The organism is Sphingomonas sp. TF3 (assembly GCF_003985085.1).
Lineage (GTDB): Bacteria > Pseudomonadota > Alphaproteobacteria > Sphingomonadales > Sphingomonadaceae > Sphingomonas.
Window position 1 is genome coordinate 1 of record NZ_RWKS01000001.1, and the last position, 24,721, is coordinate 24,721.

The 24,721-nt window shown below is 66.4% G+C and carries 26 protein-coding genes; 13 read left to right on the forward strand and 13 right to left on the reverse strand.

All coding sequences use genetic code 11. The features are described 5' to 3' along the window. Nucleotides 1-190: 190 nt before the first annotated feature. The gene (locus tag EJC47_RS00005; protein ID WP_126844951.1) at nt 191-1,084 is read right to left on the reverse strand and encodes a LysR family transcriptional regulator; all 894 of its coding nucleotides are present in this window, start codon (nt 1,082-1,084) and stop codon (nt 191-193) included. Between the two features lie 23 nt (nt 1,085-1,107). On the opposite strand from EJC47_RS00005, the gene EJC47_RS21175 reads away from it, so the two are divergent. From EJC47_RS21175 to EJC47_RS00015, 3 genes are all read left to right on the forward strand, one after another. After that, entirely contained in the window at nt 1,108-1,500 is a 393-nt protein-coding gene (locus tag EJC47_RS21175) for a zinc-binding dehydrogenase (RefSeq protein ID WP_221885141.1), read from the forward strand. Then, entirely contained in the window at nt 1,461-1,730 is a 270-nt protein-coding gene (locus EJC47_RS21180) for a hypothetical protein (RefSeq protein WP_221885142.1), read from the forward strand. The genes EJC47_RS21175 and EJC47_RS21180 overlap by 40 nt, the downstream gene beginning before the upstream one ends. Nucleotides 1,731-1,890: 160 nt before the next feature. Beyond that, on the forward strand, nt 1,891-2,784 hold the full coding sequence (locus EJC47_RS00015; RefSeq protein WP_260591416.1) for a cation:proton antiporter domain-containing protein: 894 nt from the start codon (nt 1,891-1,893) through the stop codon (nt 2,782-2,784). 21 nt (nt 2,785-2,805) lie between these two features. Here the strand turns inward: EJC47_RS00015 and EJC47_RS00020 are convergent, their stop codons facing one another. The 3 genes from EJC47_RS00020 to EJC47_RS00030 form a co-directional block, all read right to left on the reverse strand. After that, complete coding sequence (locus tag EJC47_RS00020) at nt 2,806-3,372, reverse strand: GNAT family N-acetyltransferase (RefSeq protein WP_126844953.1); 567 nt, start codon at nt 3,370-3,372, stop codon at nt 2,806-2,808. 18 nt (nt 3,373-3,390) lie between these two features. Beyond that, on the reverse strand, nt 3,391-4,380 hold the full coding sequence (locus EJC47_RS00025) for an aldo/keto reductase (protein ID WP_126844954.1): 990 nt from the start codon (nt 4,378-4,380) through the stop codon (nt 3,391-3,393). 72 nt (nt 4,381-4,452) lie between these two features. Then, nucleotides 4,453-5,280: an SDR family oxidoreductase gene (locus EJC47_RS00030; protein ID WP_126844955.1), complete on the reverse strand. Its 828-nt coding sequence runs from the start codon at nt 5,278-5,280 to the stop codon at nt 4,453-4,455. A gap of 123 nt (nt 5,281-5,403) precedes the next feature. On the opposite strand from EJC47_RS00030, the gene EJC47_RS00035 reads away from it, so the two are divergent. Further along, nucleotides 5,404-6,297, forward strand: a complete 894-nt coding sequence (locus tag EJC47_RS00035) for a LysR family transcriptional regulator (RefSeq protein ID WP_126844956.1) — start codon at nt 5,404-5,406, stop codon at nt 6,295-6,297. 42 nt (nt 6,298-6,339) lie between these two features. On the opposite strand, the gene EJC47_RS00040 is transcribed toward EJC47_RS00035, so the two are convergent. After that, nucleotides 6,340-7,092, reverse strand: a complete 753-nt coding sequence (locus tag EJC47_RS00040) for an SDR family oxidoreductase (protein WP_126844957.1) — start codon at nt 7,090-7,092, stop codon at nt 6,340-6,342. A gap of 146 nt (nt 7,093-7,238) precedes the next feature. Beyond that, the gene (locus EJC47_RS00045) at nt 7,239-8,096 is read right to left on the reverse strand and encodes an alpha/beta fold hydrolase (protein WP_126844958.1); all 858 of its coding nucleotides are present in this window, start codon (nt 8,094-8,096) and stop codon (nt 7,239-7,241) included. A gap of 122 nt (nt 8,097-8,218) precedes the next feature. Between EJC47_RS00045 and EJC47_RS00050 the strand changes: the two genes are divergently transcribed. After that, nucleotides 8,219-9,253 carry a GlxA family transcriptional regulator gene (locus EJC47_RS00050; protein WP_126844959.1) on the forward strand — a complete coding sequence of 345 codons (1,035 nt, stop codon included), beginning with the start codon at nt 8,219-8,221 and terminating at the stop codon, nt 9,251-9,253. 6 nt (nt 9,254-9,259) lie between these two features. Here the strand turns inward: EJC47_RS00050 and EJC47_RS00055 are convergent, their stop codons facing one another. The 4 genes from EJC47_RS00055 to EJC47_RS00070 all read right to left on the reverse strand — a co-directional run bounded on the left by EJC47_RS00055 (nt 9,260) and on the right by EJC47_RS00070 (nt 13,152). After that, on the reverse strand, nt 9,260-10,042 hold the full coding sequence (locus EJC47_RS00055) for an SDR family oxidoreductase (RefSeq protein ID WP_126844960.1): 783 nt from the start codon (nt 10,040-10,042) through the stop codon (nt 9,260-9,262). 29 nt (nt 10,043-10,071) lie between these two features. Continuing rightward, nucleotides 10,072-11,325, reverse strand: coding sequence for a multidrug effflux MFS transporter (locus EJC47_RS00060; RefSeq protein WP_126844961.1), 1,254 nt, complete (start codon nt 11,323-11,325; stop codon nt 10,072-10,074). 5 nt (nt 11,326-11,330) lie between these two features. Then, nucleotides 11,331-12,071 carry an SDR family oxidoreductase gene (locus EJC47_RS00065; RefSeq protein WP_126844962.1) on the reverse strand — a complete coding sequence of 247 codons (741 nt, stop codon included), beginning with the start codon at nt 12,069-12,071 and terminating at the stop codon, nt 11,331-11,333. A gap of 91 nt (nt 12,072-12,162) precedes the next feature. Then, nucleotides 12,163-13,152 carry an aldo/keto reductase gene (locus EJC47_RS00070; protein WP_126844963.1) on the reverse strand — a complete coding sequence of 330 codons (990 nt, stop codon included), beginning with the start codon at nt 13,150-13,152 and terminating at the stop codon, nt 12,163-12,165. 208 nt (nt 13,153-13,360) lie between these two features. Between EJC47_RS00070 and EJC47_RS00075 the strand changes: the two genes are divergently transcribed. Next, entirely contained in the window at nt 13,361-13,987 is a 627-nt protein-coding gene (locus EJC47_RS00075; RefSeq protein ID WP_126844964.1) for a TetR/AcrR family transcriptional regulator, read from the forward strand. Here EJC47_RS00075 and EJC47_RS00080 read toward each other — a convergent pair. Beyond that, nucleotides 13,932-14,843, reverse strand: a complete 912-nt coding sequence (locus tag EJC47_RS00080; RefSeq protein ID WP_126844965.1) for a LysR family transcriptional regulator — start codon at nt 14,841-14,843, stop codon at nt 13,932-13,934. The genes EJC47_RS00075 and EJC47_RS00080 overlap by 56 nt on opposite strands. A gap of 92 nt (nt 14,844-14,935) precedes the next feature. Here EJC47_RS00080 and EJC47_RS00085 point away from each other — a divergent pair, with 92 nt between their 5' ends. From EJC47_RS00085 to paoC, 7 genes are all read left to right on the forward strand, one after another. Beyond that, complete coding sequence (locus EJC47_RS00085) at nt 14,936-15,343, forward strand: (R)-mandelonitrile lyase (protein ID WP_126844966.1); 408 nt, start codon at nt 14,936-14,938, stop codon at nt 15,341-15,343. Continuing rightward, on the forward strand, nt 15,340-15,669 hold the full coding sequence (locus EJC47_RS00090) for a carboxymuconolactone decarboxylase family protein (protein WP_126844967.1): 330 nt from the start codon (nt 15,340-15,342) through the stop codon (nt 15,667-15,669). The genes EJC47_RS00085 and EJC47_RS00090 overlap by 4 nt, the downstream gene beginning before the upstream one ends. Before the next feature lie 24 nt (nt 15,670-15,693). Then, nucleotides 15,694-16,752 carry an NAD(P)-dependent alcohol dehydrogenase gene (locus tag EJC47_RS00095; protein ID WP_126844968.1) on the forward strand — a complete coding sequence of 353 codons (1,059 nt, stop codon included), beginning with the start codon at nt 15,694-15,696 and terminating at the stop codon, nt 16,750-16,752. A gap of 36 nt (nt 16,753-16,788) precedes the next feature. Then, the gene (locus EJC47_RS00100) at nt 16,789-18,012 is read left to right on the forward strand and encodes a (R)-mandelonitrile lyase (protein WP_126844969.1); all 1,224 of its coding nucleotides are present in this window, start codon (nt 16,789-16,791) and stop codon (nt 18,010-18,012) included. A gap of 190 nt (nt 18,013-18,202) precedes the next feature. After that, nucleotides 18,203-18,841 (forward strand): aldehyde dehydrogenase iron-sulfur subunit PaoA, encoded by a 639-nt coding sequence (gene paoA / locus EJC47_RS00105; protein ID WP_126844970.1) that lies wholly within the window; start codon nt 18,203-18,205, stop codon nt 18,839-18,841. Next, nucleotides 18,838-19,785, forward strand: coding sequence for an FAD binding domain-containing protein (locus tag EJC47_RS00110; protein ID WP_126844971.1), 948 nt, complete (start codon nt 18,838-18,840; stop codon nt 19,783-19,785). The genes paoA and EJC47_RS00110 overlap by 4 nt, the downstream gene beginning before the upstream one ends. Beyond that, complete coding sequence (gene paoC, locus EJC47_RS00115; protein WP_126844972.1) at nt 19,782-21,992, forward strand: aldehyde oxidoreductase molybdenum-binding subunit PaoC; 2,211 nt, start codon at nt 19,782-19,784, stop codon at nt 21,990-21,992. The genes EJC47_RS00110 and paoC overlap by 4 nt, the downstream gene beginning before the upstream one ends. A gap of 48 nt (nt 21,993-22,040) precedes the next feature. Here paoC and EJC47_RS00120 read toward each other — a convergent pair whose 3' ends face one another. Together EJC47_RS00120 and EJC47_RS00125 are read right to left on the reverse strand one after the other, a co-directional pair. Beyond that, nucleotides 22,041-22,868 carry an SDR family oxidoreductase gene (locus EJC47_RS00120; protein WP_126844973.1) on the reverse strand — a complete coding sequence of 276 codons (828 nt, stop codon included), beginning with the start codon at nt 22,866-22,868 and terminating at the stop codon, nt 22,041-22,043. Nucleotides 22,869-23,114: 246 nt separating this feature from the next. Beyond that, nucleotides 23,115-24,569 (reverse strand): NAD-dependent succinate-semialdehyde dehydrogenase, encoded by a 1,455-nt coding sequence (locus EJC47_RS00125; RefSeq protein ID WP_260591417.1) that lies wholly within the window; start codon nt 24,567-24,569, stop codon nt 23,115-23,117. Nucleotides 24,570-24,721 lie beyond the last annotated feature (152 nt).

Consider the following 24,721-nt stretch of genomic DNA (forward strand, 5'->3'; position numbering starts at 1 on the left):
GTTCGATCAAATAAACTCTTCTATAATCTCACACGCAAACACTCGATCTTGGGTTATTTCAGATACAAAAACTTCGAGAAGCAGGCTCATGTAACCTAACGTGATATCCATGGGGCCGGCAGCACCTAAAGGCTATCGCGATCGCGGCAAAGAACCCACACGAATTCCATGGCATCTTTTCTGAAACAGGTTAGCCGCGATAACGCAGGGCTTCGACAAGCAAGCTGAATGCGGTCGATGGTTGTCGACGGCTAGGATAATAGAGGTGATGCCCGGCAAAAGGGACACACCAATCTTCCAGAACCCTAATGAGCCGTCCATCCGCCAGATGCTCTGCGACCAGATCCTCCATGACGAACCCGAGTCCAAGACCTGCCGTTGCAGCCTGGACTATCATCCTCGTGTTGTTGCACGTGAACTGACCGTCGACCCGCACCTTGAGCTCACGCCCGTCCCGTTCGAGTTCCCAGCTGTACAGTCCGCCTGAGCTGAGCATGCGCAGATTGATGCACCTGTGAGCGGGAAGATCTTGAGGGGTCTGGGGTGCCGGGTTACGGGCAAGGTAGTCTGGTGATCCTACCACCGCCATCCGCAGATCGGGACCGATGCGGGTTGCGATCATGTCCTTGGCAATGGCTTCACCCAGCCTGACGCCTGCATCAAATCGGTCGGAGACAATATCGGCAAGCCCTGAATCGATACTGAGCTCGACGTGGATATCCGGATAGGCTGGCAAAAAGCGCTCGAGGGCCGGCCACAGAAGCGTCGTGGCGGCATGTTCGGACGTCGTGATCCGGATCACGCCTGCTGGCGTGTCTCGCAAGTCGCTCAGCGACGCAAGCTCGGCGCCGATATTGTCGAGCGCCGGGACGAGCGTCGCGAGCAACCGCTCGCCAGCAACCGTCGGCGCGACGCTCCTTGTGGTGCGGGTCAGCAACCGTACAACCAGACGCGTCTCCAACCGCCGCACAGTGTGGCTGAACGCCGACTGGGATGTCCCGAGCCTGGCCGCCGCGCGGGTAAAGCTCTTCTCTTCGGCGACAGCCATGAAGGCATTCAGGCCGAGCAAATCATCGCGATGCATTCATGAACCGTAGAGATAAGTTAATGCCGTATCCAGCGTCCAAGGCCGGGCCGCTGCTTTGTGCGGGCATCACCACCTATTCGCCGCTGCGGGCGGCTCAAGTCGGACCAGGCAGCCGCGTCGGCGTAGTGGGCCTGGGCGGCCTGGGTCATATGGCGGTCAAGTTCGCGGCGGCACTGGGCGCGGACGTCACTGTGCTGAGCCGCACGACCGGCAAGAAGGCCAACGCCATCGCTCTGGGCGCTCACCGCGTCCTGATCTCGTCCGACGAAACGGCGATGGAGCAGGCAGCGAACGGGTTCGACTTCATCATCGACACCATTCCCATCGCACATGATCTGAACCTCTACACCCGCTGTTCGACATCGACGGCACGATGGTGCTGGTCGGCCAGGTCGGCCCGGTGCCGGAACTGAATACGGCACCGCTGGTACGCGGCAATCGCCGCATCGCCGGCTCGCTGATCGGCGGGATCGCCGAGACGCAGGAGATGCTCGCCTTCTGCGCGAGCAAGGACGTCCTGCCCGAAGTGGAGATGATCCGCATGGACGAGATCAACGAAGCCTATGATCGCATGGAGCGCTCAGACGTGCACTACCGGTTCTTCATCGACATGGCATCGCTCGGCACATCCGTGGCCGGGTAACCGGCGTTGCACCGCGGGACGCCATCAGCCCGCTATACGAGCCTAGAGGATAAGTTCATGCGGATCGATGCATGAGACTGCCAAACGCACCGATCGTGGTAGAAATGGACGTGACCCTGCCGGCAAGGCCAAGGCGACTATGGCGGGACCGGACGACGCCATGATCCGCGCCATCGCCGAACAGGTTCGGGCAGTGGCCGAGCGGCTGGACCTGTCCGGCGTGGTGACGATCGTCGTCTTAGGGCTGACCGCGGCACGGCGCAATTCGGGCGCATCGCGCACCGCGGTCCGCATCATGTCGTTCGCCACCTGGGAAACCGTGACGCTGGTGCTGAACGTACTGGCGTTCACGATGATCGGGCTGCAACTGCGCCCCGTTCTCGAAGGGCTCGATGCCGCGGAACGCGCGACCTATCCGCTGTACGGCGTCGCCATCCTGGCGGTGGTGATCGCGGTGCGGCTGGTCTGGGTGCTGTGCTATGGCGTGGCGCGCCGGCTGGGGCCGCCTACCGGAGACCCGATCCTCAACACCTGGCGCGGCACGCTCAAGAGCGGGCTGCTGGTCGGCTGGTCGGGGATGCGCGGCATCGTGACGGTCGCCGCCGCGCTCGCGATCCCGCAGGGTTTTCCGTACCGCGATTTTATCCTGCTGGTGGCCTTCATCGTCGTGCTGGGCACGCTGGTGCTCCACGGCCTTACGCTCAAGCCGCTGCTGCGGGCGCTGCGCTTCCCGCCCGATACGGCGATCGCCGACGAGATCGCCATGGCGCGCCAGGCCGCGATGCGCGCGGGGCTGGCGGTGCTGGAGGGCGATGCCAGCCCGGCCGCCGAGCGGGTGCGCGCGGCCTATCACGGAGAACTGGTGCTCGCCGCGCGCGGCGACGATCCGCACCTTTCGCCGGACAATGTGCTGCGGCTGCGCACGCTGCCCGAATCGCGCCGCGCGATCGACGAACTGCGTTCCCGGGATACCATCGGCGATGAAGCCTATCGCACGGTCGAAGCCGAACTGGACTGGCAGGAACTCAACGCCCGCCCCGCCGCCGACGGCTGAGCGCACCGGCGGACGCGGGCGTTATCGGCGGGGCGGATCGCCGCGAAGATCGGCGGTCATCTCGATCATCGTCGGGCGCAGCCCGGCCGCCGCGAACAGGCGCTGCGCCGGCGTGTTGGCGGTGGCGGTCATCAGCAGCATCTGCGGGGCGCCGCGTGCGACGAAATAGGCGCGAACCGCGTCGAGCAGCATCCGCCCCACCCCTTGCCGCCGATGAGCGGGATCGACCATGAGATCGTACAGCACGCCTGCCGGGCCGCGCAGCGCCATGAAGTCGGTGCCCTCTATCGCGCCATAGGCATAGCCCAGGACCACCGCCCCGCGCACCGCCACCAGCACCAGTACGTCGGGCCACTTGCGCTGGGAATCGAGATACGCGCCATAGCCCCGCGCCGTGCTGTCCTGGGCCGCGATGAAGCGCGCGGGATCGAACCCGTGGTGCAGCGCGACCAGCATCGCGCCTAGCCGGCCGAGCGCCGGCGCATCGGTGGCGATGGCGGGACGGACGACGACATCGCCGATCGCCGCCTGCACCGATGCTGCGCCGCAATCGGCCAGAACCGCACGTCGGTCAGGATGCTGTGGCATGTCCGTTCTTCTTGTTGCTCAGCGATAGGACATGGCGAGCACGGCGGCGGGAAGCCGGTCGCCCACGATCGTGATCGACGCCGCGGTGGTTTCGATGTCGTGCATCTCCTCGGCCGTCAGCGCCACGTCCGCCGCGCCCAGATTTTCGGTCACGCGCGCCAGATGGCGGGTGCCGAAGATCGGCACGATGAACGGCTTGCGCGCCAGCAGCCATGCCAGCGCGACCTGTGCCGGGGTGGCACCCTTGGTGGCGGCGATGCGCTGGACCAGATCGACGATCGCCTGGTTGGCCGTGATCGCTTCTGGGGTGAAGCGCGGCGAAGCGGCGCGGAAGTCGCCCTTGGCGAAGCTCGTGGTCGCGTCGATCTTGCCGGTCAGGAAGCCGGCGCCGAGCGGGCTCCACGGCACGAAGCCGATGCCCAGTTCCTCGCACAGCGGCAGCACCTCCGGTTCGGGATCGCGCGTCCACAGCGAATATTCGCTCTGGATCGCCGTCACCGGCTGCACCGCATGGGCACGGCGGATGGTGGCGGCCCCGGCTTCGGACAGGCCGAAATGGCCAACCTTGCCCGCCGCGATCAGGTCCTTCACCACGCCGGCGACGTCCTCGATCGGCACGTCGGGATCGACGCGGTGCTGGTACAGCAGGTCGATCTTTTCCATGTTCAGGCGCTTGAGCATCCCGTCCACCGCGCGGCGGATATGGTCGGGGCGGCTGTTCACCCCGGGCTTGCGCTCACCGCTTTCGGGATCGATGTTGAAGCCGAACTTGCTGGCCACGATCACCTGGTCGCGGATCGGGGCCAGGGCCTCGCCGACCAGCACTTCGTTGGTGAACGGGCCATAGGCTTCGGCGGTATCGAACAGCGTCACGCCCTGTTCGTGTGCGCCGCGGATGACGCGGATCGATTCGGCGGTATCGGCGGCGGCACCATAGGTGCCGGCGAAGCTCATCGTGCCGAAACCCAGGGCGGAGACGCTCAGGCCGCCCAATGTACGGAATTGCATGGGAATGCTCCTGTGCTGTCAAAATCGCCTGGGCCGATCCGAACGATCGCGGCGGCCCGGCAAGCGTTCCGCTCAGGCGGGGACGGGAAGCTTGCCCGCGCGCATCGCCGCGATCACGCCGCCGTCGATCAGCAGATCGCTGCCGGTGACGAAGCCGGCATCGGGGCCGAGCAGATAGGATGCCGCGATCGCGATCTCCTCGGGCGGGGCCATCCGCTGGGACGGCGAGGCGGCGATCATCGCGCGGTAGCCGTCGCCGATCGGCGAGTTGAGTTCGTGCTGCGCCAGCGGCGTGACGATGATGCCGGGGCTGATCGCGTTGACGCGCGCACCCTTCGCGCCCCAGGTGATGGCGGAGGCCTGCACGCGCAGGAAATTGGCGCGCTTGGCGACCATATAGCCGACCAGCGAGTTGGGAATTTCCTTCAGGAACGGCAAGGCGAGCAGTTCGTCGGCCGGCAGATAGGCCAGGGCGTGTTCCTGTTCCTCGGGCAGCTGGCGCATCATGTGGCCGGCCATGCTGGAGATGATCAGCCCCGCCCCGCCCGGCGCGATCACGCGCTCGAATTCCTCGAACACCACCGCCGAGCCGTAGAGATCGACTTCCAGCACCTTTTCGGGCGGCGCCATGTTGGGCGACAGGCCGGCGGTGTTGACCACCTGCAGCACGGGCCCGAGCGACGCCGCCTTGTCGGCCAGCGCCCGTACCGAAGCACGCGAGGCGACATCTACGACCTGCGTCTCGACGACATAGCTGGCCGCCCGCATCGCATCGGCCGCGGCGCCCAGCGTCGCTTCGTTGAAATCGGCGAGCAGGACGGTCTTGCCGAAGCCCTGCCGGCGCGCGATCGCCAGGCCGATCCCGCCCGCACCGATAATCACCACCACATCGTTCGCCATCGCGCATCTCCTTGCAGCTGCGGTCGTCGCGACCGCCTGTTCATCCTGTGACAGCATTTAGCATTTGGCGGTTTGAGCAATTAGCCGCTAAGTTTTGCATTCGGTTATATCTGGGATTTATGAATGCAGCGGGAGGAACTGGGCGATCTGGCGGTGTTCCTGGCGGTTGCCGAGGCGCGCAGCTTCACGCGTGCGGCGGCCACGCTCGGCACCTCGCAATCGGCGATCAGCCAGATCGTGCGCAGGCTGGAGACCCGGATGGGCGTCAAGTTGCTGACCCGCAACACGCGCAATGTCGCCCCGACCGAGGCCGGCGAGCAGCTGGTCCAGACACTGCGTCCGGCGTTCGACGATATCGACGCGCGCCTCTCAGCGCTGAGCGCGCTGCGCGAACGCCCCTCGGGCACCGTGCGTATCACCTCCAGCCGCCATGCCGCCGAAACGATCCTGTGGCCCGCCGTGCGCCGGCTGCTGCTCGACTATCCCGACGTAAAGGTGGAGATTTCGGTCGACAGCCACCTGACCGACATCATCGGCGACCGTTTCGACGCGGGCGTGCGGCTGGGCGAACAGATCGCCAAGGACATGATCGCCGTGCGGATCGGCGGGGACCTGCGCATGGCGGTAGTCGCCGCGCCCGCCTATTTCGCGGCGCAGGGCATCCCCAAGACGCCGCAGGCGCTGACCCAGCATCGCTGCATCAACATCCGCCTGCCGACCCAGGGCGGATTATACGCCTGGGAGTTCGGACGGGACGGACGAGACCTGAACGTGCGGGTGGACGGGCCGCTGATCCTCAACGATGTCGCGATGATCCTGGACGCCGCCGTCGATGGCGTGGGCCTGGCCTGCGTGATGGAGGACCAGGCGGAGGCCTATATGAAAAGCGGGCGGCTGGTGCGGATCCTCGAAGACTGGTGTCCGCCCTTTTCGGGCTACCACCTCTATTATCCCGATCGGCGCCAGCTGCCGCCCGCCTTCGCGATCCTGATCGCTGCGTTGCGGCATCGGGGGTGAGGCGCCGGCCCTTCCAGGGGAAGAAGGGCCGGCGCCGCGCAATCAGGCAGCGCCCGAGAAGGCCGCTACCATCTGCGCATTGAAGCCATTGACGAGGCCGTGCTCGTTGGGGCCCGGATTGTCGCGCAGCACCTTCGCGTCGCCGACGACGATCTCCTCGGCATCGGTGGCGAGCTGCTCCATCGTGCCTGCGATGAAATCGGCAAGCGGCATGCCGCCGCTGGCTTCGACCAGATCGGTATCGACCCAAGGCGGCGCGATTTCCTGGACGCCGACCGAGGTGTCACGCAGCATGAAGCGCTGCGACAGGGCGTAGGAGTGGATCGCCGCCTTGGTCGCCGAATAGACGGCGCTGGGGGCGAGCGGCGTGAACGCGAGCGCGGAGCTGTTGTAGACGATCGTCGCGCGCGGCTGCGCCTTCAGATGCTCAATCAGCGCGGAGGTCACGCGGATGGGACCGAGAAGGTTCGTGGTCACCACCGACTCGGCTTCTGCGTCGTTCACGGGACCGGCGACATTGTCGAACGGCATGATCCCGGCATTGTTGATCAGCACGTTGAGCGCGGGGAAATCGCGGATCAGCTGCGCGGCGGCAGCGGCGATGCTGGCCGGATCGGCGATATCGACGACGATCGAGGCCATGCCCGGATTGGCTGCCGTCACGGCCTCCAGCGCGGCAGCGCGCCGGCCCGAGATGATCACGGTGTTGCCCAGCTTGTGGAACGCCTCGGCGAGACCGCGGCCGATGCCGGAGCCGCCACCGGTGATGAAAATCGTGTTTCCGGTCAATTGCATAGGTCTATCCTTGTGGCTTTCAGAAGGGCGGGAACGGTAGCTTTTGTCGGAAAGCGCCGCCTGGCGGCGTGTCCGCCGGGCGAAGGGCGATCATTATCGGACAACGGGCAAGTCCGTATCCTCCGCAGACCGGCGCGCGCCCTGCCCTATTCCGCCAGGAAGGCGGTGATGTACCGGGCGGACTGCACCGGATATTGGTGGTGCGGTCCGTGTCCCGCCTCGGGCAGGACCAGAAACTGTCCGCGCGGGAAGCGGCCGACCAGCGGGAGCCAGTTGCGGGTATCGTTGCTCGAATCATTGTCGCCGGCGATGATCAGCAATGGAATTTCGCTCTTCGTCAGCGCTTCCAGGCGGCCTTCGGCATCGGCCTGATATTCGACGAACACGTTGACGAAGGTTTCCGTCTGGCGATGCGTCGCCTCGATCATGACGTCGATTTCCGCGTCGGAAATCGTGCGATTGCTGAAAATGCGGGCGTGCGATGCAGCGGCCGCGGCGCGGCTGCGCGGCTTGTCCGGATCGAAGAACAGCACGATCTCGTCGTCCAGATCGCTCAGCGGCTTGAACGCGCGTTCGAGGAAAACCTGACGGATCGGATATGCCGGCTTCTCCGGCGGGCTGGTGCCCGTCAAGAACGCATGGGTGATGCGATCGGGATGTTCGACGAGCGCCGTCTGGGTCGCCGCCCCGCCCCACGACCAACCGCCCAGCGCGAACGTGCCGATGCCCAGCGCATCGGCAAGCCCGACGATCAGATCGGCCGCGGCGCGCATCGAAGACGGCAGTTCGCCCTCCGAATAGCCGGTTCCGGGATAATCGAACGTGATGACTCGGTGCGACTCGGCGAGCGTGTCGAGAAACAGCGGATCCCACAGGTCAAGGGTCGCACGCATCCGGTTAGCGAGGATCAGGGGCGTTCCCGATCCGATGCTGCGATACGCGATCCGCGTGCCGCCGACACCCACATAGGCAGTTGGGCTCTGTGCGGCTTTGTGAACGGTCATGGCCTGCTCCTTCTGGGGAATCTTTGAACCCCGCTTGGCTGTACCCATCCGATCTACTGCACTTCCAACTCCCCGAATATTGGCATATATGACATTATCAGGTTCAAAAGTGACATAGGTCTATGACGGATCACCATCCCGCAGCTGCGGTGAGCGAGGTAGCATTGCTGCTCTATCCTGGGGCGCAGGCAGCGGTAGTTCACGGCCTCGCTGACCTACTTTGGATTGCCGGCAGCTTCGCTGGCGCCCGGGGTACGGTGCCACTCAGGATTACCCACTGGGCGCTCGACTCCTTCGGCGCGCTGGCGCGCGTCGGCGATGCCCATGCCGCACCTTTCGCGATCGAAGGCCCTCTCCAGCCCGATATGTTGATCGTGCCGGGCGTGCTTGGCGCGCCGGTGGGGGCCGATGCGGCAAGCCCCTATCGCGACCCGCTGCGCAAATTGCATGCACAAGGCGTGGTGATCGCCTCGAGTTGCAACGGCGCCTTTCTTCTCGGTCATGCAGGGTTGCTCGACGGTCGTCGCGCGACGACCCACTGGCATTTCGCGACGGCCTTCGAACAGGCGTTTCCGCACGCAACACTGACTGCAGGTGAGATCATCGTCGACGAAGGGAGTGTCGTGACGGCAGGCGGGTTCATGGCTTGGACCGATCTGGGCCTGCGGTTGGTCGCGCGTCTGTACGGGCCCGAAATCACATCGGAAACCGCGCGCTTCCTGTTGCTCGATCCCGCAGGCCGAGAACAACGCCATTATGGTGCGTTCGTGCCGAACACCGCGCACGGCGACGCCTCGGTGTACCGAGTTCAGGAATGGCTGGCAGCGCGCGACGGCCGCAGCGTGTCGATCCCGCAAATGGCTGAAGTGGCGGGGCTGGAGGAACGCACCTTCCTGCGCCGGTTCAAGGCGGCGACGGGCTTCAAGCCCACCGAATATGCCCAGAACCTGCGCGTCGCGAAGGCACGCGACCTGCTGGAGCACAGCAACCACTCGATCGACCAGATCGCCTGGATGGTAGGCTATGAGGACTCTGCAGCGTTCCGGCGCATTTTCCAGCGCAGCCTGGGCCTGTCGGCGGCGGAATATCGCAAGCGTTTCGGGGTCGGCGGGCATCCGGCGCCCGCCGACCGGCCGCCGCTTCTCGCGGCGGGCTGACTCGGCTCAGCGGATCGCGGCGAAGTCGTCGCGGACGCGCTGCGGCTCTTCCGAGAACGGCATGTTGTCGATATCGCGCACCGCGTCCAACGCCCCCGGCCGGTCCGCGTCCAGCGCCGCGAACAGCGGATCGAGCGACTCCTGCGCCGGGCCATGCTCGGCCACCAGCTCGAACGTCTTGCCGATCGCCGCATCGCTGGTGAGGCTTGCCACCAGCACCTCGGCGATCTGCTGACGCGCGATCACGCCGTCACTGGCATCGCCGGCATGGCGGGTATCGCCCTGCAGCAGGGTCAGGCGATGCTGGTCGGCATCATTGTAATCGAACCAGCCGGGCCGCACGATCGTATAGGCGCGGCCGCTCGCGCGGACGAGCCGTTCGCCGCGGCGCTTCCAGTCATGCGCCTCGGTGCGGCGGTTATACTCGCCGATCCGGTCGGTCACGCCGATCGCGGTCATCAGGGCGATGCGCGCGGGCTGATCGCCCAGCGCCTGCAGAATAGCGCGCACGCCGCCATAATCGACGCTCTCCGCCCCTGCCTTGCCGGCACCGTCCGACCCGAGGGTCAGCACGACCGCGTCGACCGACGCCACCGCATCGGCCAGCGTCTCCGGCCGGGTCACGTCGCCGACGATCGCGGTTGCACCGGCCGGGAGGCGGCGGCCCTTGTCGGCGCTGCGCACCAGCGCGCGAACCGCGTGCCCGCGGCGGAGCGCTTCCGCAACGACCAGCCGCCCGATGCTGCCGGTGGCGCCGACGACGAGAACGGTCAGCTTGTCATCCTTCATGGTACGATCCTCTTGTATGTCGCAAAGTATCAGGCGTTCGCCCGCGCACGGTTGGCCGGGATCAGCCGCAAGCAGGCGAGGCTGCCGATGCCGCAGGCCAGGATCACCGCGCCCATCGGCCAGGGCGTGCCATCGGCGAACCCGCCGACCAGCGCCGAACCGGCGATGCCGCTGCCATATTGGATCGCCCCGACCAGCGCCGAGACCGCACCGGCACGCTCCGGCGCCAGCGCGAGCGCGCCCGCGATCGAATTGGCGACGATGAAGCCGGTCGACCCGGCAAAGACGAACAGGGGCACGACCAGCCCGAGTAGTCCGCCGAACCCGGTCCGTGCGTCGATCGCCACGGCCAGCGCCGCGATCGCCGCGAGGACCGTACCCAAGCGCAACAGGCGATCCGAGCCATGCCGTCGCACAGCGCCCGCGTTGAGCAGGTTCGCGCCCATAATGCCGACCACGCCAACGGCGAACAGCAGGCCATAGAGCCGCGCGGGGACCTGATAATAGGTGATGTAGGCGAACGGGGTGCCCGCGATATAGGCGAACATCCCGGCATAGAAAAACCCGCCGACCCCGGCATAGCCGAGCACCCGCGGGTCCCGCAGCAGCGTACCGTAGCGGGCGAAGGCCTGGACCATCGGCTCGCGGTTGCGGCGATCCGCGGGCAGCGTCTCGGGCAGCGTGAACAGCGCGCCCAGCGTCGCGATGCCGACCAGGACCAGCGTCCAGAAGATCGCGCGCCACCCCGCCATCGCCATGACCTGTCCGCCGACCAGCGGGCCGATCAGCGGCGCAATTCCCATGACCGTCATCAGCGTCGACATCATCTGCGCCGCGCGGTCGCCCTGGTAAAGGTCGCGCACCATCGCGCGGGCCAGCACCACGCTGGCGCAGGCACCCAGCGCCTGCACCATCCGCCAGCCGATCATCGCCGTCACCGAACCGGCCAGCGCACAGCCGGCCGATCCGATCACGAACAGCACCAGGCCGAGCGCGACCGGCAGCCGCCGCCCATAGCGATCACCCACCGGCCCCCAGACGAGCTGGCCCAGGCTGAAGCCGATCAGATAACCCGAAACGGTGAATTCGACCGCGCCGGTATCGGCCCCCAGCGATGCGCCCATGGCAGGCATTGCCGGCAGATACAGGTCGGTGGAGATCGATGCGAACCCCATCAGCGCACTGAGGATGCCGAGCACCCGCCAGCCATGATCGGCTGCAGGTGGCTCGGCGGATCGCGCCACCGCGCCTGCCGGTACCGGCCTGTCGAAACGCGGTGGCATAGCGATCAAAGTTCCTGCGCGGTCGGACGGAAGAGGATTTCGTTGATGTCGACCTCTTCGGGCTGGCTGATCGCGAACGCTACGACTCGGGCGAAGCTGTCCGCGGGGATCGCGGTGCTTTCGTAGAATTGCTGAATGCCGGTGGCGACATCCGCCTGGGTGACGCTCTGCGGCAGCTCGGACTGTACCGCGCCCGGCGACACGATCGTCGTGCGGATGTTGTACGGCTTCACTTCCTGGCGCAGGCCTTCGGAAAGCATCCGCACCGCCGCCTTGGTGGCGGCATAGACGGCGCTGCCCGGACGCACCTTGTACGCGGCGACGGACGAAACGTTGATGATGTGCCCGCTCTTCTGCGCCTTCATGTGCGGCAGCGCCGCGGCGATGCCATACAGCACCCCGCGCAGGTTCACGTCGATCATCCGGTTCCAGTCGTCGATCAGCCCGCGTTCCAGCGGCGAATGCGGCATCAGGCCGGCATTGTTGAGCAACACGTCGACGCGGCCATGCTGCGCGACCGCCGCATCGACCAGCGCCTTGACCTGCGCGGCATCGGTCACGTCCGTCTGCACCACCGCGCCGTCGCCAAGGCCCAGTTCGCGCGCCAACGCCTGCAGCCGGTCAAGCCGCCGCGCGCCGAGCACCAGTTTGGCGCCCTGCGCCGCCAGATGGCGCGCGGTCGCTTCGCCCAGGCCGCTGCTCGCGCCGGTGATGACGACGACCTTGCCTTCGATATTCTGTGTCATGATCGATCGCTTTCTTTTTGGGTGTTAAGGATGGAAGTGCGACCCGCGCGTTCGGGGAGGGGGAACAACGCGCGGGTCGCGGCCGGGCGCCTCAGCGGCCGACGGTAGCCAGCAATTGCGCGGGATAGCGCTCGCCTTCGATATCGATCGCCTGCAGCGCGGTGCCGATCCGGGTGAGATCGTCCGCCGTCAGATCGAGTTCGGCCGCGGCGATATTCTCTTCGAAACGGCTGAGCTTGGTCGTGCCGGGGATGGGCACGATATAGGGGCGCTGGGCCAGCAGCCAGGCGAGCGCGACCTGCGCGGGGGTCGCCTGCTTGTCCGCCGCGATCTGCTGCAGCAGGTCGATCAGCGCCTGGTTCTTCTCCATCGCCTCGGGCGTGAAGCGCGGCAGGATCTTGCGAAAATCGCCCTCGCCAAGCTTGGTGTCCTTGCTCATCGCACCAGTCAGGAAGCCCTTGCCGAGCGGGCTGTAGGCGACCAGGCCGACGCCGAGTTCGTCGCATGCCGCGAGGATGCCGTTGGTTTCCGGCCCGCGCGTCCACAGCGAATATTCGTTCTGCAGCGTCGCCACCGGCTGCACCGCATGCGCGCGGCGCAGCGTCTCGGCGCTCGGCTCGGACATGCCGAAATGCTTGACCTTGCCTGCGGCGATCAGGTCCTTGACGGCGCCTGCAACGTCCTCGATCGGCACGTTGGGGTCGACACGGTGCTGGTAGAACAGGTCGATCTGCTCGATCCCCAGCCGCTTGAGCGATGCGTCGGCAACCTTGCGGATCTGATCGGGCGTGCTGTTGGTGCCCGCCATCTTGCCATCGACGATGTTGAAGCCGAACTTGGTCGCGATCACGACCTGATCGCGGAACGGCACCAGCGCCTCGCCGACGATTTCCTCGTTGGTATAAGGGCCATAGACTTCGGCGGTATCGAAGAAGGTCTCGCCGCGCTCCACCGTATGGCGGATCAGCGTTATGGCGGCTTCCTTGCTGAGCGCTTCGCCATAGCTGAAGTTCAGCCCCATGCAGCCGAAGCCGATCGCCGAGACTTCGAGCCCGCTATTGCCGAGAATGCGCGTCTTCATCATTCGATCTCCAGAAGCGGCGGGCTGGTGCCCGTCCTAACATGGGCTAGAGATAGGCTTGCCGCGCGCCGGAGATTAGATGGCACGGCGCGCATGGCGTTATGTCTCCCATTCATCAGTGAGGCCGCCCCCGTCTCACGGGATGACATTTGACAGTTAGTGACTAAATATCGGCGCTGGGTCGTGCCCCATATCCCGAGGAAAGCCGTTGAGCCTGAGAGAAAAGAAGAAGGACCGCACCCGGCTGCAATTGCTAGAGGCCGCGCTCGCCCTGATCGCGCGGCAGGGGTTCGCGGAGACCACAATCAACCAGATTGCGGCGGCGGTGGACGTTTCACCGCGCACGCTGCTGCGCTACTTCCCGACCAAGGAAGACGTGATCGTCAGCTGGGTTGAGGAAGGCCAGGCTGTCTTCCGGGCGGCGCTGGTAGAACAGGCCGCAACCCAGACGATTCACCTCGCCCTGCTGGCCAGCGCCCGCGCGATGCTGGCGCACTACCAAGCGCGAGAAGACTTCTACCTGGCGATCGAGCGCGTGATCGCAACGTCGCCCGGGATAAGCGCCCGCAAGCAGGAAATGACCGCAAGCCTCTCCGCCGACGTTACCGAAATCCTGGCCGGGCTATCCTGTTCGGACCTGCGCACCCTACTCTATCCGGCGGTGATCTTCGCCATGGTCAAGGTCGCGTTCCAGAGCTGGGTCGCGACCGACGGCGACACGCCGCTGCTCGTGGCGTTCGACGAAGCGGCCCGGCTGATCGACTTCCATGAACGCAGTGCTACCGCGGCTGAACCTCAGTCCCCTTGTAGCGTAGGGCATCGACCAGCAGCGTGAAGGCCGCGGACGGCTGGCGGCGGCTGGGATAATAGAGGTGGTAGCCCGCGAAAGGCGGGCACCAATCCTCCAGTACGCGAACGAGCGTACCGTCGGCCAGCATCGGGCGGACATTGTCTTCCAGCGTGCAGGCCAGGCCCATGCCAGCCCTTGCGGCCTCGAGCATCACTTGGGAGTCATTGAAGGTCAGTTGCCCGTCGACCCGCACCTTCAACTCGCGTCCGTCCTTTTCGAGCTCCCAGGCATACAGCCCCCCCGACGACAGCATTCGCAGGTTGATGCATTGATGGGCCGACAGGTCCTGCGGCATGACGGGCTTGGGGTGCGTCTCGAAATAGGCGGGCGCGCCGACCACGGCCATGCGAAGTTCGGGGCTGATCCGTACCGCAATCATGTCCTTGGCGACCTGCTCGCCCAGGCGGATGCCTGCATCGAAGCGCTCCGCGACGATATCGGTCAGACCGCTGCTGATGTTCACCTCCACCTGGATGTCGGGATATTCCGGCAGCAAGCGTTCCAGCACCGGCCATAGCACGGCAACCGCGGCATGTCGGGACGTCGTGATCCTGATCAGGCCAGCCGGCTTCTCCCGCAATTCGCTGAGTGACGAAAGTTCTGACGCGATGTCCTCCAGCGCAGGACGAAGTGTCCCGAGAAGGCGCTCGCCTGCGGCGGTAGGCGCCACGCTGCGGGTTGTGCGCGTGAGCAGTCGCACGCCGAGGCGTGTCTCCAATCTCCGGATGGTATGACTGAGCGCCGATTGCGACGTGTTCAGTCGGGCTGCAGCGCGGGTGAAGCTCCGCTCCTCGGCAACCGCCATGAACGAGTTCAAATCGACGAGGTCCTCGCGGTGCATTCATGAACTCTAAGCATGAGTTCATGCGTTTTCCAGCGTCTAATCGATCAGCGCGCAATTTGCTAAATTTCCATCAGACAAGGAGAGCGTCGATGGATATCAAACGCGCGGGATCCGCCCCCTCGGCGAAGGGACCGGACGCCTATTTCACCGGGACGGTACGGATCGACTGCCCCTTTTGCGGCAGCGGTAATCTGAGCGGCGCGACGGTGACGTTCGAGCCCGGTGCCCGCACCGCATGGCACACCCATCCGCTCGGCCAGACGCTGCTCGTCACCACCGGCCTGGGCTGGATCGGCCGCTGGGACGGCCCGGTCCAGGAACTGCGCCCCGGCGACACCGTCTGGATCGAGCCGGGGGAAAAGCACTGGCACGGTGCCTCGCCCGATTGCGCGATGACGCATGTCGCCATTTGCGAGATGCAGGACGGCAAGGCGGTCGACTGGCTGGAGAAGGTCTCCGACGACCAGTATCGCGCGACGGTGGAGAGCAAGGCATGACCGAGGAAAAATCCGTTCCGCAGAAGCTATACGGCGATGTCGCGCCGGGCCTCGCCGATCTTTCCGATCGCGTGCTGTTCGGTGAAGTGTGGAAACGCCCGGGCCTTCCCCCGCGCGATCGCAGCCTGATCACGGTGGCGAGCCTGGTCGCGCTGTACCGGCACAACGAACTGTCCGGCCATGTCGCACTGGCGCTGGCCAACGGCGTGACGCGCGAGGAACTGTCCGAGCTGGTCACGCACCTCGCCTTTTATGCGGGCTGGCCCGTCGCCAACACCGCTGTGCCGATCCTGCGCAAGGCCTTTGCCGACGCGGATGCCGCCTGACACAAAACTTAGGGAAGTAGTTGAATGAAAACCATCGGATACGCTGCACATAGTGCGACGTCGGAGCTAGTCCCCTTCATTTTCGAGCGTCGCGAATTGCGCGGGAACGACGTGGCGATGGAAATCCTCTATTGCGGCGTCTGCCACTCGGATCTGCACACCGTGCGCAACGACTGGGGCGGCACGATCTATCCGGCCGTGCCGGGCCATGAGATTGTGGGGCGTGTCACGGCCGTGGGCCCGGACGTAACGCGCTACAAGGTCGGCGATCCGGTAGCGGTGGGCTGTCTGGTCGACAGCTGCGGCCATTGCGACCAATGCCGGCACGAAGAAGAGCAGTTCTGCCGCAACGGGCGCACTGATACCTATAACGCCCCCGATCGCGTCACCGGCGCCAACAACTATGGCGGCTACTCCAAGCATCTGGTCGTCCGCGAAGAATTCGCGCTGCGAATGCCAGAGGGGCTGGACCTTGCCAAGGCAGCGCCGCTGCTCTGCGCCGGAATCACGACCTATTCACCGCTGCGCACGTGGAATGTCGGCCCCGGCAGCCGGGTCGGCATCGTCGGACTGGGTGGGCTAGGCCATATGGGGGTCAAGCTGGCCGCAGCGCTGGGCGCCCATGTCACGGTGCTGAGCCGCGATGCGGATAAGGCACAGGACGCACATGCCCTCGGCGCCAACGCATTCCTGCTTTCGACCGATGAAGATGCGATGGCCAAGGCCGCAAACGGCTTCGACCTGATCATCGACACGGTGCCGGTCGCGCATGACCTCAACCCCTATATCCCGCTGCTGGATATCGACGGAACGTTGTGCCTCGTCGGCCAGCTCGGCCCGGTACCGGAACCCAATACCGCCCCACTGGTGCTGGAACGCCGCCGCATCGCCGGTTCGCTGATCGGCGGAATAGCAGAAACGCAGGAAATGCTCGATTTCTGCGGCCGAAATAACATCCTGCCCGACGTCGAGATGATCCGCATGGACGAAATCGACGCGGCGTTCGAGCGGATGGAGCGGTCCGACGTACGATATCGCTTCGTGATCGACATGGCATCTCTTCCCGCACCGGCGACCACCTGACCATTGGCAGGCGCCGCACAACAAGGAACGCCGAATATGCGCAAGTTCGCAACGCTGGCCGGATTTCTATCCCTCGCCCCGCCGCTACCGGCCGAGGCCCAACAGAATGTCGCGACCGGGCAGGAACGGCGGACCTCAGTGGCGCCGGAGGACATGCGGGTCGTGGCGCCTGCGCTCGCCGGCTATACCGACCAGATCCTGTTCGGAGACAATTGGGAGCGCCCGGAACTCGCCAAGCGCGACCGCAGCCTGATCACGGTGGCGGCGCTGATCGCCGGCGGCAAGACCGCCCAGATGCCGGGGCATCTTGGCCGGGCGCTCGACAATGGCGTGACGCCCGCGGAAATTTCCGGGCTGATCACGCATCTGGCGTTCTACACCGGCTGGCCCAATGCGGTGTCCGCGACCAGCGTCGCGCGCGACGTGTTCACCAAACGCGGCATCGACCTCGCCGCCCTGCAAACGGGTTCGGCAACCCAGCCGCCGGCCGGCGCGGCGCGGCGAACCGCCACCGACATGCTCGGCAAGGGCGTCGCTGCCTTCGCGCCGGCCCTGGCGGGGTACACCGATGCGACGATTTTCGGCAGCCTCTGGCAGCGCGGCGATCTTCGCCCGCGCGACCGGAGCCTGGTAACGATCGCCGCGCTGATCGCCACCGGCGATACCGAACAGCTTCGGCCCTATCTTGCCTTTGGGCTCGATTGCGGCCTGACCCGAACCGAGCTGGCGGAACTCGCCACGCATCTCGCCTTCTATGTCGGCTGGCCGAGAGCCACGACGGCGGCAGCCATCGCCCGCGACGTGGTCGCGGATCGTGAGAAAGGCACCGCGCCGGCAGGGCTCGACATCGTGCGCGCCAGCACCACGGCATCGCGTGCGGGGCCTGCCGAGAATTTCACCGGCCCGGTCCAGGTCTCCGGGCCCTTCCGCGGAACGGCGCCTTCGCTGGTGGGCGGCGCCACCGTCCGCTTCCAGCCCGGCGCCCGCACCGCCTGGCACAGCCACCCGCTGGGACAGACGCTGGTCGTCACGTCCGGGACAGGCTGGGTGCAGGTGAAGGGCGGCCCTATCCGGGAAATCCGCGCGGGCGACGTCGTGGTCATCGCGCCCGGGGTTCTGCACTGGCACGGAGCGACGGCGACCACGCCGATGACGCATGTCGCGATCGCCGAAGCCAGCGGTGGCACGTCGGTCCATTGGGACCGGCACGTCGCCGACGAAGACTATGCCAAGGGCCCGCCAGCGAAGGGTGCGGAATAAGGCGCCTTCAGCTGGCCATATTCAATTCATGAACTGAAAATATAGGCTTATGCCGTCTTCGAAGGGTAAACCTTCGGAACGATTATGCGTTTGATGCCTGCATAAACACCCCGTCGGCCAGCGCTGTCGAGCCTGGCATGAGTGCTGGCGCATACCCCGCCCTCCAGGGACTGCTGAAAGGGAAAAGACCATGAGCAAGCGCGTGCCCGACCTCGAACTGTCCAGGCGCGGCCTGCTCGTCGCGGGTGCGGCGGGCGCTGCGGCTGCCGCCGTGCCGACCGCCGAAGCGCAGCCGCGGCCCGCTGCCGCCGCACCGCCCAGCGCGAAGGTCGCGCTGTCGGTAAACGGCACGACCCACACGCTGGAACTCGACACGCGCACGACGCTGCTCGATGCGCTGCGCGAGCATCTGCGGCTGACCGGCACCAAAAAGGGGTGCGATCACGGCCAGTGCGGCGCCTGCACGGTCATCGTCGACGGCCAGCGCATCAACAGCTGCCTCACGCTGGCAGTGATGCACCAGGGCGAATCAATCACCACGATCGAGGGCCTGGGCACGCCGGACAAGCTGCACCCGATGCAGGCGGCCTTCGTCCGCCACGACGGCTATCAGTGCGGCTATTGCACGCCGGGGCAGATCTGCTCGGCGGTGTCGGTGCTTGCCGAAATCCGCGCCGGCATTCCCAGCCATGTGACCGGCGACCTCACCGCCGCCCCCCGGATCAGCAACGCGGAGATGCGCGAGCGAATGAGCGGCAATATCTGCCGCTGCGGCGCCTATTCCAACATCCTCGAAGCGATGGCGGACGTCGCGGAGAACCACGCATGAAGCCGTTCACCTATGTCCGCGCGACATCGCCGGCCGAAGCCGCGGCCGCCGCGCGCCGCCCCGGGGCCCGGTTCATCGCCGGCGGCACCAATCTGCTCGACCTGATGAAGCTCGAGATCGAAGCGCCGAGCCACCTGATCGATGTCAACGGCCTCGGCTTCGACAAGATCGAACGGACGGCGCAGGGCGGGCTGCGCATCGGCGCGCTGGTCCGCAACACCGCGCTCGCGGCCGATCCGGTGGTGCGGCGCGACTATGGCGTCCTGTCCCGCGCGATCGTCGCCGGGGCGAGCGGGCAGCTTCGCAACAAGGCGACGACCGGCGGCAACCTGCTCCAGCGGACGCGGTGCCCCTATTTTTACGACACCAACCAGGCGTGCAACAAGCGCAAGCCCGGTTCGGGCTGCGCCGCGCTGGGCGGGTTCAGCCGTCAGCTCGGTATCATCGGGACGAGCGCGGCCTGCATCGCGACCAATCCCGGCGACATGGCGGTCGCGCTCCGGGTGCTCGACGCGGTGGTCGAAACCGTGGCGGCCGATGGGCGGACGCGGGCGATCCCGATCGCCGATTTCCACCGGCTGCCCGGCACGACGCCGCATCTGGAAAACGCGCTGGTGCCAGGCGAATTGATCACGGCGGTGACGCTGCCCAGGCCGCTGGGCGGGACGCATCTCTATCACAAAGTGCGCGACCGCGCGTCCTATGCCTTTGCGCTGGTGTCGGTCGCGGCCGTCGTCCAGCGCGACGGCACCGGCCGTGTCGCGGTGGGTGGCGTCGCGCCGAAGCCCTGGCGCGTCGAGGCGGCAGAAGCCGCGTTGCCGCAGGGCGCCAGATCGGTAGCGTCGCGCCTGCTCGCCGGGGCGAAACCCACGGCGGACAACACGTTCAAGCTGGCGCTGGTCGAGCGCACGCTCGCCGGCGTTATCGCGGAGGCCAAGGCATGAAGTTCACCACCCCCGCCGGCACCAACCCGATCGACCAGCTCAAGGTCATCGGCAAGCCCACCGACCGGATCGACGGACCGCGCAAGACCACGGGCACCGCGCCCTATGCCTATGAGCGCCACGATGTCGCGCCGAACCAGGCCTATGGCTTCATCGTCGGATCGGCGATCGCCAAGGGGCGTATCCGATCGATGACGCTCACCGACGCGCACGCCGCGCCGGGCGTGCTGGCGATCGTGTCGACGCTCGATCACGCACCGCTTCCGCTGGGGCCGCAGAACACCGCCAATTTGTTCGGCGGCGCGGAAATCCAGCATTATCACCAGGCAATCGCGCTGGTGGTCGCCGAAACATTCGAGCAGGCGCGCGCCGCCGCCGCGATGATCCGGGTCGATTATGAACGCGCGGCAGGCAAGTTCGATCTCGAAGCGCTGGCGCCGACGGCGCCTCTGGAAGGCCCGGGCGACAGCGACGCGGCCAAGATCCGCCGGGTCGGCGATTTCGAGGGGGCGTTCGCAGCCGCCCCGGTGACGCTCGACCAGACCTATACGACGCCCGGCCACAGCCATGCGATGATGGAGCCGTTCGCCACGATCGCGGCCTGGGACGGGCCCAAGCTGACCGTGTGGACCTCAAACCAGATGATCGCCTGGGCGAAGCGCGATCTGGGCAAGGCGCTGGGGCTCGCGCCCGAGAATGTCCGCGTCGATTCGCCCTATATCGGCGGCGGGTTCGGGGCGAAGCTGTTCGTCCGCGCGGACGTGCCGCTGGCGGCGCTGGGCGCGAAGGCGGCCGGGCGTCCGGTCAAGCTGGCGATGACGCGTCCGCAGATCGCCAACAACGCCACCCACCGCCCGGCCACGATCCAGCGCATCCGGATCGCCACCGATGCGCAGGGCAAGATTAGCGCGATCGCGCATGAAAGCACGTCGGGCAACCTTGCCGATGGCAAGCCCGAGGTCGCTGTCCAGCAGACGCGGCTGCTCTATGCCGGCGCCCATCGCATGACCGCGATGCGGCTCGCGGTGATGGACCTGCCGGAAGGCAACGCCATGCGCGCGCCGGGCGAGGCGCCGGGGCTGATGGCGCTTGAAATGGCGATGGACGAAATGGCCGAGAAGCTCGGCATGGACCCCGTCGCGTTCCGGATCCTCAACGACACCCAGGTCGATCCCGAAAAGCCCGAACGCCCCTTTTCGAAGCGCCAGCTCGTCCGCTGCCTGCGCGAAGGCGCGGAGCGCTTCGGCTGGAAGGCGCGCCAGGCGAAGCCGGGGTCCGTGCGCGACGGGCGCTGGCTGATCGGCATGGGCGTCGCCGCGGCGTTCCGCAACAACCAGCTGACCAAGTCGGGCGCCCGCGTCCGCCTCGACAGCCAGGGGATGGTGACGGTCGAAACCGACATGACCGACATCGGCACCGGCAGCTACACCATCATCGCGCAGACCGCCGCCGAAATGATGGGCCTGCCGCTCGACCGGATCGTGGTGAAGCTCGGCGATTCCGATTTCCCGGTCTCGGCGGGTTCGGGCGGCCAGTGGGGCGCCAACAACTCCACCGCCGGGGTCTATGCCGCGTGCGTCAAGCTGCGCGAACAGGTCGCGCAGAAGCTCGGGTTCGCGGACGCCGATGTCGCGTTCGTCGATGGCGAGGTGCGCGCCGGCAATCGCCATGCCAAGCTGGCCGATGCGGCACGCGACGGCGCAATCACCGCCGAAGACTTCATCGAATATGGCGATCTGGGCAAAAAATATCAGCAATCGACCTTTGCCGCCCATTTCGTCGAGGTCGCGGTGGACTCGTTCACCGGCGCGACGCGCATCCGGCGGATGCTCGCGGTCTGCGCCGCGGGTCGCATCCTCAACCCCAAATCGGCCCGCAGCCAGGTGATCGGCGGCATGACGATGGGGGCCGGCGCGGCGCTGATGGAGGAACTGGCCGTCGACAAGCGCTTCGGCTTCTTCGTCAACCACGATCTGGCCGGCTATGAAGTGCCGGTCCATGCCGACATCCCGCACCAGGAGGTGGTGTTCCTCGACGAAGTCGACCCGATGTCGTCGCCGATGAAGGCAAAGGGCGTGGGCGAACTCGGGATCTGCGGCGTCGCCGCAGCGGTCGCCAACGCGGTGTACAATGCAACCGGGGTGCGCGTGCGCGACTACCCGATCACGCTCGACAAATATCTCGACAAGCTGCCGGAGATCGCGTGACCTGGGCCGGGCGGGGGAGCGGATCGCCCCCCTGCCCGGCCCCGTGCATCACTTCGGCGCGAGCTCGCCGTAGAACCAGGATGCCGTCACGCCGCCATCCATCAGGAAATCGCTGCCGGTGATGAACGCGCCGTCCTCGCCCATCAGCAGCGCGCCGACCGTGCCCACTTCGTCGGGCGTGCCGGCGCGGCCGGCGGGCGAGAGTTCCAGCATCCGCCGATAGCCCTCGGCGCGCGGGCCGGTGAGTTCGTCGTTCGCCAGCGGCGTCATGATGATGCCGGGGCTGATCGTATTGACCCGCGCACCGCGCTTCGCCCAGCGCACCGCCTCCGCCATCACGCGCAGCGCATTGCCGCGCTTCGAAATCTGGTAGGCGTTGAGCGGATCGGTCACCTGGTCCGGCTGGAGCATCGGCAGCGACAGCAGTTCCTCGACCGGCGTCGTCGCCAGCGCGGCATCCTGTTCCGGCGTCAGCGCGTGCAGGCGATGGCCGGACTGCGACGCGATGACGACGCACGATCCGCCCTTGGCGATGACGTTGCCGAATTCCTCCAGCACCAGCGCGGTGCCATACAGGTCGACGTGCAGGATCAGCGCCGGCGGGGCCTGCGACGGCGAGACGCCGGCCGCGTGGATGACCCCGGTCACGTCACCGATCGCGGTTGCCGTCTCGACCAGTGCATGCACCGATTCGCGCGACGAAACATCGACGGTGGCGGTGCTGACAGCGAACCCGGCGTCGCTCAATACCTTAGCGGCGGCGTCGGCGGCTTCCTGACGCAGGTCGGCGAGCAGCACATGCTTGCCCGCACTGACCCGGCGCGCAATGGCCTGCCCGATCGATCCGGCACCGATAACGACTGTGACTTTTGTCATGCTGTTCTTCCTCGCTACATCCTCAAACGGGTTGCAGACGCGCGCGCGGCCATTGCCTGCAGCGATCGGCGCTTCCCGTTCTCTTCGAACAAGGATAAGTTGCCTTGCGGCCGCCCGGTAGCGGGAGAAATCCGCATGCGGTTATGCGTGCGCTTCATCAATACCGCCAAACACGAGAGGGCGACAACATCGTCGATGCTGCCGGCCCCGCTCGTTACCCGCGCAGGTTCGTCCTGCGTCTTTTGCTCAGCCGTAATTGGCGAACTTGGTCACCAGGTAGGCGTCGATGCCCTCGGTGCCGTTCTCGCTGCCATAGCCGCTCTGCTTGACGCCGCCGAACGGTGCCTCCGGCATACCCATCGCGAAGGTGTTAATGCCTACCATCCCGGCCTCTATGCTGTCCGCCAGCTTCGCGGCCCGTGCGGTCGAGCGCGTGAAGGCATATCCGCCCAGCCCGAATTCGAGCCGGTTGGCGCGCGCGATCGCCTCGTCGATGTCGGAGAAGCGGGCCATCACCGCGACCGGGCCGAACGGCTCGTCGTTCATAATCAGCGCGTCCTCGGGCACGTCGGCGAGCACCGTGGGCTGCCACAGGAAGCCCCGGTTGCCGATGCGATGACCACCCGTGGTCAGCGCGGCACCGCGCGCGACGGCGTCGTTGACATGGCGCTCCATCGCTTCAAGCCGACGCGCATTGGCGAGCGGACCCATCTGCGTCGCGGCATCGAACCCGCTGCCGACGACGATCGTGCTCGCAGCCGCGGTGAACTGCTCGACGAACTGGTCGTAGATTGCGTCCTGCAGGTAGAAGCGAGTTGGCGCGATGCAGCTCTGCCCGGCATTGAAATACTTGTTCGGCACCGAACCCGCCAGCGTCGCGGCGATGTCGGCATCGTCGCACACGATCACCGGTGCATGGCCGCCCAGCTCCATCGTCACCGGGATCACGCGCTGCGCCGCCAGCACGGCAAGATGCTTGCCGACCGGCGTCGGGCCGGTGAACGACACCTTGCGGATGATCTTCGATCCGATCAGCGTGCGCGAGATCAGGTCCGGATCGCCGATCACGACGTTGAGCACGCCGGCCGGCAGCCCGGCATCGGCAAAGGCCTCGGCGATCAGCAGGCACGAACCCGGCGTCTCTTCCGACGGCTTGAGGATCATCGAACAGCCCGCCGCCAGCGCCGCGGCGATCTTGCGGCCGGTCAGCAGTGCGGGGACGTTCCAGGGCGAGAAGGCGGCGACCGGGCCGACCGGCTCGCGCGAAATGATGGCGCGGCCATGCGGGCTGCGCGATTCCACGGTGCGGCCATAGATCCGCTTCGCTTCCTCGGCGCACCAGGTCATCGAATCGAGCGTCAGACCGATTTCCATATGCGCTTCGAACTGCGGCTTGCCGACTTCGAGCGTCAGCGCGTCGGCGAGCGCCTGGCTGCGCTCACGCAACAGGGCGACGGCCTTGAGGATGATCGCCGAACGCTCCCAGGCGGGCACTGCGCGCCACAGCTTGAATGCGCGATCCGAGGAATCGAGCGCGGCTTCGAGATCGGCTACCGTCGCATGCGGCATCTCGCCGATCACGCTGCCGTCGAAGGGGTTGAGCACGGGGCTGGTATCGCGCCCCTCGCCCGCCAGCTTCTGGCCGTCGATCCACTGATACAAGGGGGTGTAGGCTCGAGGGGTATGCGCTTGCGCCGTCACGATTACGTCTCCTGAAAATGGCGTCGTCCCAATGCGGGCGCTGGGAACAGCGGCGCGCATTGGGGGAAAGGGGCATTGGGGGAAGGGGCATCGGGGGAAGGGGCATCGGGGGAAGGCCCGATCTCCTGAACGTCATTTGTGTCACTTAGTGA

Excerpts from the sequence above, each read along its gene's own strand:
- EJC47_RS00085 (WP_126844966.1), top strand. The coding sequence starts at position 14,936 with ATGGATATCAAACGCGCGGGATCCGCCCCCTCGGCGAAGGGACCGGAC.
- EJC47_RS00120 (WP_126844973.1), bottom strand. The coding sequence starts at position 22,868 with ATGACAAAAGTCACAGTCGTTATCGGTGCCGGATCGATCGGGCAGGCC.
- EJC47_RS00065 (WP_126844962.1), bottom strand. The coding sequence starts at position 12,071 with ATGACACAGAATATCGAAGGCAAGGTCGTCGTCATCACCGGCGCGAGC.
- EJC47_RS00045 (WP_126844958.1), bottom strand. The coding sequence starts at position 8,096 with ATGACCGTTCACAAAGCCGCACAGAGCCCAACTGCCTATGTGGGTGTC.
- EJC47_RS00035 (WP_126844956.1), top strand. The coding sequence starts at position 5,404 with ATGCAGCGGGAGGAACTGGGCGATCTGGCGGTGTTCCTGGCGGTTGCC.
- paoC (WP_126844972.1), top strand. The coding sequence starts at position 19,782 with ATGAAGTTCACCACCCCCGCCGGCACCAACCCGATCGACCAGCTCAAG.
- EJC47_RS00005 (WP_126844951.1), bottom strand. The coding sequence starts at position 1,084 with ATGCATCGCGATGATTTGCTCGGCCTGAATGCCTTCATGGCTGTCGCC.
- EJC47_RS00025 (WP_126844954.1), bottom strand. The coding sequence starts at position 4,380 with ATGCAATTCCGTACATTGGGCGGCCTGAGCGTCTCCGCCCTGGGTTTC.
- EJC47_RS21180 (WP_221885142.1), top strand. The coding sequence starts at position 1,461 with ATGGTGCTGGTCGGCCAGGTCGGCCCGGTGCCGGAACTGAATACGGCA.
- EJC47_RS00050 (WP_126844959.1), top strand. The coding sequence starts at position 8,219 with ATGACGGATCACCATCCCGCAGCTGCGGTGAGCGAGGTAGCATTGCTG.
- EJC47_RS00080 (WP_126844965.1), bottom strand. The coding sequence starts at position 14,843 with ATGCACCGCGAGGACCTCGTCGATTTGAACTCGTTCATGGCGGTTGCC.
- EJC47_RS00060 (WP_126844961.1), bottom strand. The coding sequence starts at position 11,325 with ATGCCACCGCGTTTCGACAGGCCGGTACCGGCAGGCGCGGTGGCGCGA.
- EJC47_RS00030 (WP_126844955.1), bottom strand. The coding sequence starts at position 5,280 with ATGGCGAACGATGTGGTGGTGATTATCGGTGCGGGCGGGATCGGCCTG.
- EJC47_RS00070 (WP_126844963.1), bottom strand. The coding sequence starts at position 13,152 with ATGAAGACGCGCATTCTCGGCAATAGCGGGCTCGAAGTCTCGGCGATC.
- EJC47_RS00100 (WP_126844969.1), top strand. The coding sequence starts at position 16,789 with ATGCGCAAGTTCGCAACGCTGGCCGGATTTCTATCCCTCGCCCCGCCG.
- EJC47_RS21175 (WP_221885141.1), top strand. The coding sequence starts at position 1,108 with ATGCCGTATCCAGCGTCCAAGGCCGGGCCGCTGCTTTGTGCGGGCATC.
- EJC47_RS00015 (WP_260591416.1), top strand. The coding sequence starts at position 1,891 with ATGATCCGCGCCATCGCCGAACAGGTTCGGGCAGTGGCCGAGCGGCTG.
- EJC47_RS00020 (WP_126844953.1), bottom strand. The coding sequence starts at position 3,372 with ATGCCACAGCATCCTGACCGACGTGCGGTTCTGGCCGATTGCGGCGCA.
- EJC47_RS00040 (WP_126844957.1), bottom strand. The coding sequence starts at position 7,092 with ATGCAATTGACCGGAAACACGATTTTCATCACCGGTGGCGGCTCCGGC.
- EJC47_RS00055 (WP_126844960.1), bottom strand. The coding sequence starts at position 10,042 with ATGAAGGATGACAAGCTGACCGTTCTCGTCGTCGGCGCCACCGGCAGC.
- EJC47_RS00110 (WP_126844971.1), top strand. The coding sequence starts at position 18,838 with ATGAAGCCGTTCACCTATGTCCGCGCGACATCGCCGGCCGAAGCCGCG.
- paoA (WP_126844970.1), top strand. The coding sequence starts at position 18,203 with ATGAGCAAGCGCGTGCCCGACCTCGAACTGTCCAGGCGCGGCCTGCTC.
- EJC47_RS00095 (WP_126844968.1), top strand. The coding sequence starts at position 15,694 with ATGAAAACCATCGGATACGCTGCACATAGTGCGACGTCGGAGCTAGTC.
- EJC47_RS00090 (WP_126844967.1), top strand. The coding sequence starts at position 15,340 with ATGACCGAGGAAAAATCCGTTCCGCAGAAGCTATACGGCGATGTCGCG.